This is a genomic window from Microbacterium mitrae (genome assembly GCF_008017445.1).
GTDB lineage: Bacteria > Actinomycetota > Actinomycetes > Actinomycetales > Microbacteriaceae > Microbacterium > Microbacterium mitrae.
The window spans coordinates 365,956-381,484 of record NZ_VRSW01000001.1 but is presented as its reverse complement, the minus strand read 5'-3'; the positions used below and the strand labels follow the sequence as shown (position 1 = coordinate 381,484).

10 protein-coding genes are annotated in these 15,529 nt (G+C 64.4%); 7 read left to right on the top strand and 3 right to left on the bottom strand.

From position 1 onward, the window contains the following. Positions 1-25: 25 nt before the first annotated feature. The gene (gene glgX / locus FVP60_RS01790; RefSeq protein WP_147824556.1) at positions 26-2,098 is read right to left on the bottom strand and encodes a glycogen debranching protein GlgX; all 2,073 of its coding nucleotides are present in this window, start codon (positions 2,096-2,098) and stop codon (positions 26-28) included. A 178-nt stretch (positions 2,099-2,276) separates the two neighbouring features. Here glgX and FVP60_RS01785 point away from each other — a divergent pair, with 178 nt between their 5' ends. The 3 genes from FVP60_RS01785 (at position 2,277) to ligA (ending at position 7,032) form a co-directional block, all read left to right on the top strand. Continuing rightward, positions 2,277-3,437 carry a cysteine desulfurase family protein gene (locus FVP60_RS01785; protein ID WP_147824555.1) on the top strand — a complete coding sequence of 387 codons (1,161 nt, stop codon included), beginning with the start codon at positions 2,277-2,279 and terminating at the stop codon, positions 3,435-3,437. Positions 3,438-3,540: 103 nt separating this feature from the next. Then, positions 3,541-4,635 carry a tRNA 2-thiouridine(34) synthase MnmA gene (mnmA, locus tag FVP60_RS01780; protein ID WP_147824554.1) on the top strand — a complete coding sequence of 365 codons (1,095 nt, stop codon included), beginning with the start codon at positions 3,541-3,543 and terminating at the stop codon, positions 4,633-4,635. 216 nt (positions 4,636-4,851) lie between these two features. Beyond that, the gene (gene ligA / locus FVP60_RS01775) at positions 4,852-7,032 is read left to right on the top strand and encodes an NAD-dependent DNA ligase LigA (protein WP_425463446.1); all 2,181 of its coding nucleotides are present in this window, start codon (positions 4,852-4,854) and stop codon (positions 7,030-7,032) included. A gap of 311 nt (positions 7,033-7,343) precedes the next feature. Here ligA and FVP60_RS01770 read toward each other — a convergent pair whose 3' ends face one another. Next, positions 7,344-8,171 (bottom strand): hypothetical protein, encoded by an 828-nt coding sequence (locus FVP60_RS01770; RefSeq protein WP_147824552.1) that lies wholly within the window; start codon positions 8,169-8,171, stop codon positions 7,344-7,346. 903 nt (positions 8,172-9,074) lie between these two features. Continuing rightward, complete coding sequence (locus FVP60_RS01760) at positions 9,075-10,775, bottom strand: long-chain-fatty-acid--CoA ligase (RefSeq protein WP_147824551.1); 1,701 nt, start codon at positions 10,773-10,775, stop codon at positions 9,075-9,077. A 56-nt stretch (positions 10,776-10,831) separates the two neighbouring features. Here FVP60_RS01760 and gatC point away from each other — a divergent pair, with 56 nt between their 5' ends. From gatC to dinB, 4 genes are all read left to right on the top strand, one after another. Continuing rightward, on the top strand, positions 10,832-11,131 hold the full coding sequence (gene gatC / locus FVP60_RS01755) for an Asp-tRNA(Asn)/Glu-tRNA(Gln) amidotransferase subunit GatC (RefSeq protein ID WP_147824550.1): 300 nt from the start codon (positions 10,832-10,834) through the stop codon (positions 11,129-11,131). Then, positions 11,128-12,645: an Asp-tRNA(Asn)/Glu-tRNA(Gln) amidotransferase subunit GatA gene (gene gatA / locus FVP60_RS01750; RefSeq protein WP_147824549.1), complete on the top strand. Its 1,518-nt coding sequence runs from the start codon at positions 11,128-11,130 to the stop codon at positions 12,643-12,645. The genes gatC and gatA overlap by 4 nt, the downstream gene beginning before the upstream one ends. Next, positions 12,645-14,162: an Asp-tRNA(Asn)/Glu-tRNA(Gln) amidotransferase subunit GatB gene (gene gatB, locus FVP60_RS01745; RefSeq protein WP_147824548.1), complete on the top strand. Its 1,518-nt coding sequence runs from the start codon at positions 12,645-12,647 to the stop codon at positions 14,160-14,162. Before gatA ends, gatB begins: the two co-directional genes overlap by 1 nt. Positions 14,163-14,245: 83 nt before the next feature. Beyond that, positions 14,246-15,502, top strand: a complete 1,257-nt coding sequence (gene dinB / locus FVP60_RS01740) for a DNA polymerase IV (RefSeq protein ID WP_147824547.1) — start codon at positions 14,246-14,248, stop codon at positions 15,500-15,502. Positions 15,503-15,529: the final 27 nt, after the last annotated feature.

The following is a 15,529-nucleotide window of genomic DNA, read 5'->3' as shown; positions in this document are numbered from 1 at the left end:
GGGTGAGTGAAACGTAACCTGCGTGTCACTCGGCCGCGAACAGGTGCATTGCAGTGCCCTGCAGCGGCACAGAATCGCCCGCCGAGAAGGTGGAGCGAGCCGGCAGCGGCGCCTCTTCTTCGCTGGACCACAGCGAGCGGAACCGCGTGACGCCGGCCACCTGAGGCAGCACGACCTCGACGGGGGACTCCTTGCCATGCACGATCAGCAGGATGCGGTTGCGTGGCTTACCCTCCACCGGAGTCTCCGCCGAGAAATATTGCAGCGTGCGGTGTTCCGGATCATTCCAACGCTCGCTCGACATGGTGTCGCCGTTTTCGTCGTACCAGTCCATCTCGCTGGAGCCGGGAACGTGTCGTCCCAACTCAGCGAAACGTGCCGGGCGAAGCGCGGCGTTGGTGCGTCGAAGCTCAATGAGTCGAGCAACGTGGGCGCGCAGATTGACCTGCCACTGCTCCAGCTGCCATGACAACCATGTCAGCTCAGAGTCGTGGCAGTACGCGTTGTTGTTGCCGCGCTGGGTGCGCCCCGTTTCATCGCCCGCGGTGATCATCGGGGTGCCGGCAGACAGCAGCAGGGTGCCAAACAGATTGCGCATGGCCTTGCGGCGCAGCGCTCGGATCGCCGAGTCGTCGGTGATGCCTTCGGCGCCGTGGTTGAACGAACGGTTGGTGTCGGCGCCGTCTCGATTGTGCTCACCGTTGTCGAGGTTATTCTTCGTCGAGTACGACACGAGGTCGCGCATGGTGAAGCCGTCATGCGCGGTGACAAAGTTCACGCTGGCCAGTGGGCCTCGCTCGGGGGAGAAGGTGTTCGCCGAACCCGCCAGGCGCGTGGCGAATCCACCGATGCCGGCGGGCGCCACGCTGGCGCGGCGCGCGTAGTCGATGTCGCTGAGCCAGAAGTTGCGCACGCGGTCGCGGTAGCGGTCGTTCCATTCCTGCCAACCGTCACCAAATCCGCCGGTCTTCCATCCGTCGATGCCGACGTCCCATGGTTCCGCGATCAGCTTCGTGTTCTTCAGAATCGGGTCGTCGAGAATTGCCTGCAACAGCGGGTGCTCGGGAGTGAAGGTGTGGGACGCGTCGCGGCCGAGGGAGGTTGCCAGGTCAAAGCGGAACCCGTCGATCTGTACCTCCTCTGCCCAGTAGCGAAGGGAGTCGAGCACGAGACGGGCGGCGGCCGGAGTTGCCGTGTTGAGGGTATTGCCCACACCCGTCGTGTCGATGTACTGCCCGGTCTCCGGGTTCTGCCGGTAGTAGTCGGCGTCGTCCAAGCCGCGCAGACTCGACGTTGGCCCGCCGGGGCCTTCCTCAGACGTGTGGTTGTACACCACGTCGAGAATGACTTCGAGCCCGGCTTCGTGCAGCGCCTTCACCATCTCTTTGAACTCGCGGAGCACCGCAGACGGGCCCTCGCGACGCGCCTGCACGGTCGCGTAGGGCGCGTGCGGGGTGAAGAAGTTGAGCGTGTTGTAGCCCCAGTAGTTGGCCAACCCCTGCTGCAGCAGTCGTGGTTCCGAAATGAAGTGGTGCACCGGGAGTAGCTCGATCGTGGTGATGCCCAGCGAACGGAAGTGCTCGATCATCGCCGGATGCCCGAGGCCCGCATAGGTGCCGTGCAGCGCGGCAGGAACATCGGGGTGGCGCTTGCTCATGCCCTTGAGGTGACCCTCGTAGATGATCGTCTCGTCCAGCGGGATCATCGGCTTGGTGGCGCCGTCCCAGTCAAAGCCGGTGTCTACGACCACGCTACGAAAATCGTCGTAGCCGTGCCCCTGCGCAAGGCCCCGAGAATACGGGTCGATCAGAATCTGCTCCGGGTTAAACCGGCTTCCGATCGCCCCGTCGGCACGAAAGGCGTAGTGCGTGCCCACCGACAGTGCGTCGGTCGTGACCTCCCACACGTGGCCGTCACCGCGCGTGAGGGGAATGGTCTGAGTCACCCAGTCAAGGTCGGCCTCGTTGAACGTCACCAGTTCAATCGCGGTCGCGTTGCGGGACCAAACGCGCACGGTCGCCTGACCGTCGACAAGGGTAACGCCCAGTCGGTCAAGCGTTTCGGAGAGCAGTTCGGGTGCGGTCACGTCGGTCGCCATGCGTTACAGCATAAGTGCAAGCGCTTACGGAACAGCGCGCAATACGGTCAACGCCCGCGGCGGGTTGGTCGCCCGCGTCTGCATCGCAAGGCGAGAGTGCCTCCATCGGCGAGCGAGAGTGCCGCCATTGCGGAGCGAGAGTGACGCCATCGGCGAGCGAGAGTGACAACATAGAAGCATGACCGTGTATCTCGATCACGCCGCCACCACGCCGTTGCGCCCCGAAGCGCGCGACGCGTGGCTTGACGCGATCGACACCGTGGGAAACCCGTCGTCAATCCACCGGTCGGGCCAGGCTGCCAGGCGGATGCTGGAAGACGCGAGAGAACGCTTGGCCGTTGTGCTGGGGTGCGACCCGATCGAAGTTGTCTTCACCTCGGGCGGCACAGAAGCGATCAACCTGGCACTAAAAGGTCTGTGGTTCTCCCGCCCGGCAGACCGATCGGTCATCGTGCTGCCTGATGGCGAACACCACGCCACCCTCGATGCTGTCGAATGGCTGCGAACCGATGATGGTGCCGAGGTTCGCGCCGTCGCGCTCGATGACACGGCCCGCATTCCCGTCGCATCCTTCGCGGCAGCGCTCGCGGCAGATGTCGCAGCCGCCACGGCGATCGTCGCGAACAACGAGGCCGGAACCATTAATGACGCCACAGCGCTGGCCGAAGCAGCCGCCGTTGCCGGGGTTCCGCTACACCTTGACGCTGTCGCATCGTTTGGGCATCTCGAATTGCCGTTCTCGGGCCTCGCTCGCTCTGCCGGAGGCGGCGCACACCTCATGAGTGTGTCGGCGCACAAAGTTGGCGGACCCCCCTCGATTGGCGCGCTCGTGGTGTCGCGGCAGGCGAAAATTACCGCGCTGCACCACGGGGGTGCGGCCCAACGCGGGCTCCGCGCAGGCACGCCCGATGCGCCGTCGGCTGCCGCGTTTGCGGCCGCAGCCGAAGCCACCTTTGCCGAACGGCAGCAAGAAGATGCGCGACTGCAGCAGCTTCGTGACGCACTGATCGCGGGCGTCGCTGCCGAGGTTCCGCAATCCGAACTGCTGGGAGATCGCACGGCGCGCCTGCCTGGCAACGCCCACTTTCTGTTTCCTGGTGCGGCGGGGGAGTCGATGCTTTATCTGCTTGATGCCGCCGATATCGCCGTCTCAACCGGCTCGGCATGCCAAGCGGGCATTGCGGAACCATCGCACGTGGTGCGCGCGATGGGCCGGAGCGAGGCGGACGCGAGAAGTGTGCTGCGAATGACGGTGGGGCGTACCACCACGGCCGAAGACATCGACGCGGTGGTTGCCGCGATCGGTGACGTTTACCGTCGGGCGACGGGGAAGCGTTAGGGCTGTTGGCGCCTGTTGTGGCTGTGCTGCCTGGTGCCGGGTGGATGGCGGTTGATTAGGCATTGCCGAGCCTCCCAGCATCATCGCCCGTAAACTGGTGGCTATGCGTATTTTGGCTGCCATGAGTGGTGGAGTGGACTCTGCCGTTGCCGCGGCCCGTGCGGTCGAGGCCGGTCACGAGGTTGTTGGCGTGCACTTGGCGCTTTCGCGCGCCGGCGGAACCCTCCGCACCGGCTCTCGTGGCTGCTGCACGATCGAAGATGCGATGGATGCGCGTCGCGCCGCCGACAAGTTGGGGATCCCCTTCTACGTGTGGGACTTTTCCGAGCGGTTCCGCGAAGACGTCATTGCCGACTTCGTGTCGGAATACCAGGCTGGCCGCACCCCGAACCCGTGCATGCGGTGCAACGAGAAGATCAAGTTCGCGGCGCTGCTGGAACGCGCCATCGAGTTGGGTTTTGACGCAGTTTGTACCGGACACTACGCCAACCTCGTTGACGGTGAGGGCGGTCTTGAACTGCATCGCGCCGCCGATAACGCGAAAGACCAGTCGTATGTGTTGGGCGTGCTGACCGCAGAGCAACTGGCGCACACGTACTTTCCCCTTGGTTCCACGCCCACTAAGGCTCTGGTGCGAGCGGAGGCTGCCGAGCGCGGCCTGACGGTCGCGCAAAAGCCCGACAGCCACGACATTTGCTTCATCCCGGACGGTGACACGAAGGGGTGGCTGGCGGAGAAGGTCGGCACCGCAACCGGTGACATCGTTGACCGCGAGGGTAATGTGGTGGGCTCTCACGAGGGCGCGCACGCGTACACCGTTGGGCAGCGCCGCGGTTTGCACCTTGGAATTCCGGCGGCTGACGGCAAGCCCCGCTTTGTGCTGGAGGTGCGCCCGGTGTCGAACACCGTCATCGTTGGCCCCAAGGAAGCTCTGGCTACCGCGCTGATTGAGGGTGCCCGATACTCGTGGGCTGGGGCAGCACCCGTTGAGAGCGAATTCCGTTGCCACGTGCAGATTCGTGCGCACGCCGAGCCGGTTCCGGCGCTCGCGGTGCTGAGTGATGGTGCCGTAACGGTGACGCCGGACGAGCCGCTCGACGGCGTCGCGCCGGGTCAAACCGCCGTGCTGTACCTCGGAACACGGGTGCTCGGTCAGTTCACAATTGATCGAACCGAATCTGCCGTTCCGGTCGGCTGACTCTGATCGGTTTGCAGCACCGGGAGCGTCACGCTTACCAGTGTCGGATGCGCGCCCTATCGTTGTTATGTGAACGGTTCTGAGCAGACGACGCCCACTGACCTTGCCGCGGCTCGCACGGAGGCAGAACGGCTGACAACGCTGATTCTTGACGCGCGGGATCAGTACTATGGCGCCGACCAGTCGCTGGTCGCCGACGAGACCTACGACGCGTGGATGCACGCCCTCGAAGAGATCGAGCGTACCTATCCCGAGCTCGCCGGCCAAGACTCTCCCACGCAGACCGTTGGTGCCGCCGAAAACAGCATGTTGACCCCGGTCGAGCACGCCGAACGCATGCTGAGCCTCGACAACGTGTTTTCGCCAGAAGAACTCGCCGAGTGGATGGCGAAGACGAAAGCCGCAGCGGGTGGTTCCGTTCGTTGGCTGACTGAGCTGAAGATCGATGGGCTCGCGATTTCACTGCGATATGAGCATGGTGTGCTGACCTCGGCTGCGACCCGCGGTGACGGGCGCGTCGGCGAAGATGTGACGGTCAACGCGGTGCGCGTGGCCGGTGTGCCGACGCGACTGGCGGGTGTTGGGCATCCAGCGCTGGTTGAGGTGCGTGGCGAGGTTTTCATTCCGGTTGCCGAATTTGAGGGGCTGAATGCCCTACAGGCTCGCATGCGTGAGACGGTCGCGGCCGACCTGATCGAACGGCGAGGGTTCACCATTGAAGCCGCCGAAAAGTCAGCGGAGCGCCGCTTTGCGGCGTTCGCGAACCCGCGCAATGCCGCCAGCGGTGGTCTGCGCCAGCAGCTCGAGAAAAAAGAGGGGCTTGAGCTGGAGGCAGGCGAGGCCAGGCTGCGGTCATTGCGCCTCTACGTGCACGGTATTGGGGCGTGGCCGGATCCGCCGGTAGCGTCGCAAAGCGAGGTGTACGGCTTGCTCGCCGAATGGGGCTTGCCGACCAGCCCGCACTATCGCACCTTCACGTCGAGCGACGAGGTGCTGGGCTTTGTCGCGCATCACGGCGAGCACAGGCACGATATTGAGCACGAAATTGACGGCATTGTCGTGAAGGTCGACGACTTGGCGATGCATGCCGAGCTCGGAATGACGAGCCGCGCGCCGCGCTGGGCGATCGCCTACAAGTACCCGCCGGAGGAGGTGCAGACGCGCTTGCTTGACATCGTGGTGTCGGTGGGGCGCACGGGTCGTGCCACGCCGTTTGCGGTGATGGCGCCCGCCCGCGTTGCTGGCTCCGTGGTGCGTCAGGCAACGCTTCACAATCAAGATGTTGTGAAGGCCAAGGGCGTGCTGATCGGCGACATGGTTGTGCTTCGTAAGGCCGGTGACGTGATTCCCGAGGTTTTGGGCCCCGTCGCTGACTTGCGTGATGGTTCCGAGCGGGCGTTTGTGATGCCACGCGAGTGCCCGGAGTGCGGCGCCGAACTCCGCCCCGCGAAAGAGGGCGATATCGACCTGCGGTGCCCGAACTCGCGTTCATGCCCGGCGCAGGTGCGGGGGCGCGTCGAGCACATCGGATCGCGTGGCGGGCTCGACGTTGAGGGTTTGGGGGAGGTGTCTGCCGCGGCGCTGACGCAGCCGATTCGGCCGGAACGGCCACCGCTTGACACCGAGGCTGCGCTATTTGACCTGACGCTGCGTGACCTCTTTCCCATCGACCTCGTCGTGCGTGATTCTGAGACCGGCCTGGTGAAGCTGCGCGACGATGGCACCGAAGACACGCGCTCGCCGTTTCGTCGCCAGCGCAAGAAGAACGACCCGATCTTCGACCCCGCGGGCGAGTTTGACGGTACCGAAGACCACATTGTGTCATCGGCCGCGGTGCAGTTGCTTGCCGAACTTGAGAAGGCGAAGACGAAAGGCTTTTGGCGCTTTCTGGTGTCGCTGAACATTCGCCACGTCGGACCGGTAGCCGCTCGCGCACTGGCGCAGTGGTTCGGTTCGATTGAGGCGATTCGTGCGGCTACGCGCGAGGAGTTGGCGGCCGTTGAAGGCGTCGGCGGCATCATTGCTGACTCGTTGATCGACTGGTTCACCGTTGATTGGCACGCGGAGATTGTGGAACGCTGGCAGGCGGCCGGCGCGCAGCTGTTCATCCCGGGCCATGCCGGCCCGGGGGCGGCGGTCGTAGAAGGCGGCGTTTTGGCTGGCTTGACTGTCGTTGCAACGGGGTCCTTGGACGGCTACACCCGCGACGGTGCCCAAGAGGCGATCATTCAGGCCGGAGGCAAGGCAGCGTCATCGGTATCGAAAAAGACCGACTTTGTGGCCGCTGGCCCTGGTGCCGGCTCAAAGCTCGCGAAGGCTGAAGAGCTCGGGCTGCGCATCATCGACGCCGCACAGTTCCACCTGCTGGTAACCCAGGGGCCAGACGCGCTGGAGTAGTACAGGGGCTTGTGTGTGGGTGGTTGGCGCGGGTTGCTGGCGCGGCGCGATGGTCGCCGTGCGCTCGGTTGGCTCAGCTTGCGCTGGCCGGCGCGCAGACTGTTGGCGGTTGGCCGACGCGGGTTGGCGGTGGCTGGCTGGCGCGGGATGGCGGGGGCTGCCTGGCGCGGTCGGTGGTCACCCGGTGAGTTGGGTCATGGCTTGCTGGTCGAATTCGGGCGGCAGGTTGCAGACGCGCTGAGATCCGACCAACGCGGGTTGCGGCGCGGCGGCGGCGCGATGAAGGCCGTGTGTTCGGCTACCTCTATGCCTTAGATCCTCCAATCTGAGCTCGCGATTGCGGCCTTGACGACGGCAAGCGTTTGCGGCCAGTTGTGCACGATCATTGCGAAGTCAAAGCGTTCGGTGCGGTAGCCCGCGCGGGTTGCGGCGCCGTCGCGGACTCGATCTCGATGGAACGCTTCGTCGCCGTCATGGTGCTCGCGCCCGTCGATCTCAAACAGCACCTGCCCGTGACGAAAGTCGACCCTCCCGACGCCGCGAATGTGCACCTGGCATTCCAAGGTGATTCCTTCCCTCAGCAACCGAAATCGAAACAGTGACTCGAGCCCTGAACCTGCATCTCCTCGCGTCCGTCGCAGCCAACGCGCCAGTCGTTGAGGCGCTTCGGTGATAATGCGGCGACGATCATCGGCCGAGATTAAACCCAGATGCCAGGCCGACTCGAAAGCGACGAACAGCATTTCCGTCGTTAGACACTGCATCGCCGCGATCAGGGCATCCGCGCAACTCTGGCGGCCGAATCGGGTTCGCTCCGCCGAATAGTGCTCGACGCAGCGACAACGGGGATGCTTATGCTTGCGCCCCTTCCTCCCTAGTTGCACGTGTGGTTCCGGTTGCGAATCCAGTAGCCAAATGCCGAGCGTCGCCAGCACAGAAACGCAGGTGAGGGCGCCGCCGTGGGTCGCGGCGATGCCGACCGGGTCGCGACGATTCTCGATGTAGACCCCTTTCCGCGCTCGAATCACGCGGCCCGACAGCACCGCGTCGGCAATATCGCCGTCAGAAACACCTGACCGGTGGAGCTGCCACGTGCGGGCAGCGCCACCCCAGCGATGCAGCGCGACTTCGATGTCCATGACATTGAGCCTGCACCGCCCGCCGGTCGCCCGTCGGACTATCCACAGAACCCGCGGCGCCCCGCCGCAATTGACCCGCCTGTGCAGGAACTTTCCGGTCGAGCGCCCCCGCCTTCCGCCTGCGCGGGCGTCGCGCCCAGGCGGTTCTCCGAGCTCGATGGTTCCGCCAACTACTCGCCGCCGACCCGCGGTTCCGCTCGCTGCGGTGCCAATGGTTCCGTTCGCCGCTCGAGGCCACGCCCACGGCTCATTCGCGCGCTAACGGTTCCGCCGCCGCGCGTTTCGCGTTACCGCAAGGGTTTTTGATCGGTTGTGCAGGAAAAATTCGCGCCCGGTCCGAAAAACCCCTGGTCGGAGACCCCAGGGTGCGCGGATTTCCTGCATAACCTGAGGCGGTCCTGCTGAACCGGGTGCGCGCGCCTCGGTCGCGATGAGGCGTTCCGGCTGGCTGCGAAGCGCCAGCGGCGACGGAACCTCGCCGCGGTTGTGCAGGATAAATTCGCACGTCGGCCAGAAAACCCCTGGTCGAAGGTTTCGGGGTGAACGGATTTCCTGCAGAACCGGGAGGAACCGAAGAATTGGCTGTTGGCGACGGAAGCCGGGAACCTCGGAACCGCGGAACCCGTAACCTCGCCGTGGATATGCAGGATAGATTCGCGTCTCGGTCAGAAAACCCCTGGTCGGAGATTTCGGGGTACACGGATTTCCTGCAGAACCGGGAGGAACCGAAGAATTGGCTGTTGGCGACGGAAGCCGGAACCACGGCACCCCAGAACCGGGCGCGCCGGAACCCCCGGAACCCCCGGAACCCCCGGAACCCCCGGAACCCCCGGAACCCCCGGAACCCCCGGAACCCCTGGAAACCCCGACCCCTGACGCCCGCCGGCACCGGGGGCACCGGGGTTACTCGGCGAGGAGGTCTTGGATGGTCTGCTTCACCTGTCGGCGGAGCACCTTGCCGATCATTGACTTCGGGAGTTCGTCGACCACAAAGAACTGGCGCGGAACCTTGTAGGGGGTGAGAATCGTGCGACCGAATTCGCGCAGCGCGTTGGCGTCGAGGGTGGCGCCCGGCTCCAGCACCACGGCGGCTACGACTTCTTCACCCGATCGCGAGCTGGGAAGGCCAACGACCGCCACATCGGCAATGCCGGGGAACTGCCGAAGCACGTTTTCGACCTCGGTCGGGGCGACGTTGAAGCCGCCGGTGATGATGAGTTCCTTGATGCGGTCGACCACGGTCACAAAGCCGTCGGGGTCCATCCGCACGATGTCGCCGGTGCGGAACCAGCCATCGGCAAATACAGCCTCAGTCTCTTCCGGCTTGCCGTAGTAGCCGCTGAACACCTGCGGGCCGCGCACCACAAGCTCGCCCTCCGAGCCTGCCGGAACATCCACGGTGGGGTTGTCGAGGTCAACGATGCGCACCTCGGTGCCGGGCAGCGGCAGGCCGATTGAGCCGATCTTGCGGTTGTCAGCCACCGGGTTAACCATGAGCACGGGGGAGCACTCGCTCAAGCCGTAGCCTTCACACAGGTAGCCGCCTGATGCCGCTTCAAATGGTTCCACCAGCTCAACGCTCAACGGCATGGCACCCGAGACGCCGATCTTGATTCCTTCCAGCGAGGTTCCGGTCTCTTTGGCGCGCGCCAGCAGGCGCTCGGCGATGGGCGGAACCAGGGGAAAAACGGTCGCGGGGCGCTTCTTGACGACTTCGAGCACCATGTCGGCGTCGAACTTGGGAAACAGCACGAGCCGCGCACCCATCGACATCGCAAACGTCACGCACAGCGTCAGACCGTAGGCGTGGAACATCGGAAGCACGGCGTAGAAGACACAGCCGTTGCCGCGGAGCACGGAGGGGGTCCACGCTTGGGCCTGCATGGCGTTGGCGATCATGTTTCCGTGGGTGAGCGCTGCACCCTTGGGGGTTCCGGTCGTGCCGGACGTGTACTGGATGATCGCAAGATCGCTGGTCTGCGGGCGCACCCAAATCGAGGGCAGCCGGCCAGAGGATGACACCTTGTCCCACGACACGGTGCCTTCGACCGGGGAGAACAGCGCTTCGCGCGAGGCGCGAGCCTTGGCAATCGGCAGGCGCAAAATCGCACGCGTTGTCAGCGGCATCGACTTGGTGATGTCAACCGAAATGAGGTTGGTGACGGCAATGTCATCGGGGAAATCTTGAACGGTCGCAACGACCTTGTTCCACGCAATCGCGGTCTTGGCGGCGTGGTCTTCAAACTGCTTGCGAAGCTCGCGCGGGGTGTAGAGCGGATTGTGCTCAACGACAACCGCGCCGAGGCGGAGCACCGCGTAGAACGCCACGATGTGCTCAGGGCAGTTCGGCAAAATGAGGGCGACCGGGTCGCCGGCCTTCACACCAAGCTCACGCAATCCTTCGGCGGCGCGCTCGATTTGCACCAGCATTTCGGCATACGTGATGGTCTTGCCAAAGAATTCGAGCGCGGGTGCCGTGGGGTACTCACGGGCGGAACGCTCGACAACATCGAAGAGCGAACCGGTGACTTCGCCGAGGTCTTCTGCAACGCCGGGGGCGTAGCTCGTGATCCACGGACGCGGGGGGTTATAGGCCTTTGACACGAAAACAGCCTAGACCGCCGACGGGGAGACTGTCGCAAACGAACTAGACTGGCGGGGTGTCTGAAATCACTCCCGATCTTGTCCGCCACCTCGGCGTGCTCGCGCGGATCCAGCTGACCGACGAAGAAGTTGAGCGCCTCACCGGTCAGCTCGACGTCATCGTTGACAACATTGCGAAGGTGTCGGAGGTTGCAACCCCCGACGTCGCCGCAACGAGTCACCCGATTCCGCTCGAAAACGTCTTCCGCCCCGATGTGCCGCAGGCGCCGCTGACGCAGCAACAGGCTTTGCAGAATGCACCTGAAGCCGAAGACGGTCGTTTTGTCGTGACCGCGATCCTGGGAGAAGAGCAGTGAGTGATCTGATTCGCCTGACCGCGGCGGATCTCGCAACGAAGCTCGCCGCTGGCGAAGTTTCGGCTGTCGAGGCCACCCGCGCGCACCTGGACCGCATCGCCGCCGTTGATGGCGACGTTCACGCGTTTCTTCACGTCAACCAGAACGCCGAAGCGATCGCGGCCGATGTTGACCGTCGCCGCGCCGCCGGCGAGCAGCTGCACGAGCTGGCCGGTGTGCCGCTCGCCGTGAAAGACGTGCTCGTTACGACCGACATGCCCTCGACCTCCGGATCCAAGATCCTCGAAGGCTACATGTCGCCGTACGACGCCACCGTCGTCTCTCGCGCACGTGCCGCCGGCCTCGTGGCTATCGGCAAGACCAACATGGACGAGTTCGCCATGGGCTCCTCCACCGAGCACTCCGCCTACGGCCCGACCCGGAACCCGTGGGATCTTGAGCGCATTCCTGGAGGTTCCGGAGGTGGTTCCGCGGCCGCCGTCGCCGCCTTTGAAGCGCCGCTCGCGCTGGGCTCTGACACCGGTGGTTCCATTCGCCAGCCCGCACACGTCACCGGAACCGTGGGCATGAAGCCGACCTACGGTGGCGTTAGTCGCTACGGCGCGATCGCGCTGGCGTCGAGCCTTGATCAGGTCGGCCCCGTCACGCGCACGGTGCTGGACTCCGGATTGCTGCACGATGTCATTGGCGGTCACGATGTGAACGACTCGACGTCGCTGTCGAAGGCGTGGCCGTCGTTTGCGGCTGCCGCCCGCGAAGGTGCCACCGGTCAGGTTCTCAAAGGCTTGAAGGTCGGCGTCATCAAGGAGCTGCCGGACAGCGGTTTTCAGGCCGGCGTTTCCCAGTCGTTCCGTGAGTCGCTGGCGTTGATGGAGGCGCACGGCGCCGAAATCGTCGAGATCAGCGCTCCGCACTTCGAGTACGGCGTCGCGGCCTACTACCTGATTCTTCCGGCTGAAGCCTCCAGCAACCTGGCGAAGTTCGACTCCGTCCGTTTCGGAATGCGCGTCATTCCCGATGGTGGCGCAACGGTCGAAGACGTGATGGCCGCAACCCGCGCCGCCGGTTTCGGCGATGAGGTCAAGCGCCGCATCATTTTGGGCACCTACGCGCTGAGCTCGGGTTACTACGACGCCTACTACGGTTCAGCACAGAAGGTTCGCACCCTGATTCAGCAAGATTTCAACTCCGCATTTGCGCAGGTTGACGTCATTGCAACGCCCACCGCGCCGACCACGGCGTTCAAGTTTGGCGAGAAGGTGGGTGACCCGATTCAGATGTACCTGAACGACGTCGCCACGATTCCGGCGAACCTCGCAGGCGTTCCGGGCATGACATTGCCCAGCGGTCTCGCTTCCGACGACAACCTTCCCGTCGGAATCCAATTCTTGGCACCCGCGTTTGAAGATGCGCGTCTCTACCAGGTCGGCGCGGCGCTCGAAGCGCTGCTCGTCGACCAGTGGGGCGGCCCGCTGCTTGACCGTGCACCCGAGCTGAACGGAGGCGCACGCTGATGGCTGGCGACGCGTTGATGGACTTCAACAAGGCTCTCGAACTGTACGAACCCGTGCTCGGGTTTGAGGTGCACGTCGAGCTGAACACCGCGACGAAGATGTTCTCGTCTGCCCCAAACCCGGCTAACGAGGCCAACCACGACGCCGCTCCCAACACGTTGGTGGCGCCTGTCGACATGGGTCTGCCCGGCGCGCTGCCGGTCGTAAACGCCGAGGCCGTCGTCTCCTCGATCAAGCTGGGACTCGCGCTGGGGTGCTCGATCGCTGAGTCGTCAAGTTTTGCCCGCAAGAACTACTTCTACCCAGACCTGGGCAAGAACTACCAGATCTCGCAGTTTGACGAGCCCATCGCGTTCGAAGGCTCGGTTCAGGTTGAGCTGAGCGACGGAACGCTGGTCGATATTCCCATCGAGCGCGCACACATGGAAGAAGACGCGGGCAAGCTGACGCACGTCGGTGGTTCCACCGGTCGTATTCAGGGCGCCGACCACTCGCTGGTCGACTACAACCGTGCTGGCGTACCGCTCGTCGAGATCGTCACGAAGCCGATTTTCGGTGCCGAGCACCAGGCTCCGGAGCTCGCGAAGGCCTACGTCGCCACCATCCGCGACATCGTGCTCTCGCTGGGTATCTCTGAGGCTCGTCTGGAGCGCGGAAACCTGCGCTGCGACGCAAACGTTTCGCTGCGTCCCCGTGGCCAGGAAAAGCTGGGCACGCGCACCGAGACGAAGAACGTCAACTCGATGCGCTCGGTCGAGCGTGCCGTTCGCTATGAAATCCAGCGTCAGGCTGCGATTCTTGCGGCAGGCGGAACCATCATCCAGGAGACGCGTCACTGGCACGAAGACACGGGAGAGACCTCTCCCGGTCGACCGAAGTCGGATGCGGACGACTATCGCTACTTCCCGGAGCCTGACCTGGTTCCGGTCGCGCCCTCACGTCAGCAGGTCGAAGAGCTGCGTGCGTCGTTGCCGGAAGCGCCGGTTGCTCGTCGCCGTCGTCTGAAGACCGAGTGGGGCTTCACAGACCTCGAGTTCCAAGACGTCGCTAACGGTGGCATCGTGGCTGAGGTTGAGGCGACGATCGCCGCTGGTGCCTCACCGGCTGCGGCTCGCAAGTGGTGGACGGGTGAGATCGCCCGTCTGGCAAACGCGCAGGAGCGGGAGATCGCCGACATGGTGACCCCCGCCAACGTGGCCGCTCTGCAGGCCCTGGTTGACGCCGGTACCCTGACCGACAAGCTCGCCCGTCAGGTGCTCGAAGGCGTGATCGCCGGCGAAGGCACCCCGCAAGAGGTTGTCGATGCACGCGGCCTCGCCGTCGTTTCCGATGACGGTGCATTGATTGCGGCGATCGATGAGGCTCTCGCATCGCAGCCCGATGTTCTCGCGAAAATCCGCGACGGCAAGGTGCAGGCGGCCGGTGCCGTGATCGGCGCCGTGATGAAGGCTATGAAGGGTCAGGCTGACGCCGCTCGCGTGCGTGAACTCGTGCTCGAGCGCGCCGCACAGGCGTAAACCTTTTCAGCAAGTGGGGCGTCCTGGTGGCGCCCCACTTGCCGTTTGTAGGCAATGTCGGTGGCAGAGCGGAGAATGGAACCATGGGCAGAGGAGACGGATCAAGCCGGGTCTTTTCACTCCCGGGTGACGACGATGCCGGAACCTCGATTCTGCACGTAGACATGGATGCGTTTTACGCGTCGGTTGCGGTGCTCGACGACCCGTCGCTTGGCGGCAAGCCCATCATCATCGGGGCTCCCGAGGGGCGATCGGTCGTCTCGAGCGCGTCGTACGAAGCACGCCGCTTCGGGGTGCGCGCCGCGATGCCGATGGGGCAGGCCATTCGCCTGTGCCCACAAGGAATCATCGTCAACCCCTCGTTTCACCGCTATATCGAAGTGTCGAAGCAGGTGATGGAGATCTTCCAACGGTTCACTCCGCTGGTCGAGCCGCTGTCAATTGACGAGGCTTTTCTTGATGTCTCGGGTGCGCGGCGCCTGTGGGGTAGCCCGGGGGAGATCGCGACGCTCATTCGCGAAACCGTTGAGCGCGAGGTCGGCATCACATGCAGCGTCGGTGTTGCCGCGACGAAACACGTTGCGAAAATGGCGTCTACCCTCTGCAAGCCCAACGGCATGCTGTTCGTGCCCGAAGCGCAGACGCTGGGCTTTTTGGGTCCGAGGTCGGTGAGGCAAATGTGGGGCGTCGGGCCGAAGGCTTCTGAAGCCTTGGAGAACCGTGGCATCCGCACGATTGCCGACGTGCGTGCGACGCCACAGGCTGCCTTGAACCGCGTGCTCGGGCCCGCAATGGGTGCTCGCGTGCGGGAGCTCGCTCACGGCGTTGACGAGCGCATTGTGGTGACAGAGCACGCCGAAAAAAGCATCGGCCACGAAGAGACGTTTGAGCACGACGTCGCCGACCCCGAGCGCCTGCGCAGTGAACTGTTGCGCCTTGCTGACCGCGTCGGCATTCGGCTGCGCAAAGCGGGCGTTGAGTCACGCACTATTGCGATCAAGGTGCGCTTCAACGACTTCACGACGCTGAGCCGTTCGCAGACGCTGCCCGAACCCACCGATGTCGGCATGCGCATTGCCGACGCGGCGCGCGACCTATTCGCGACACTTGATCTCATCGCCCCGGTACGACTCATCGGTGTACGCGCTGAGAAGCTGCAACCCAAGGGTGGCTCAGCACTCGCGCTCTGGGACGACGATGAAGACTGGCGCCGCGTCGACGATGCGCTCGACGACGCTGCCGAACGGTTTGGTTCTGGTGCCGTCACTCGCGCCGCGTTTATCGGGCGCACCGACCGTTATGCAGCTCCGCGCGCCCCGAAACTGGATGACCGCGGGTAGTCCGCCGTATCGAGCCTGTTCTGTCGT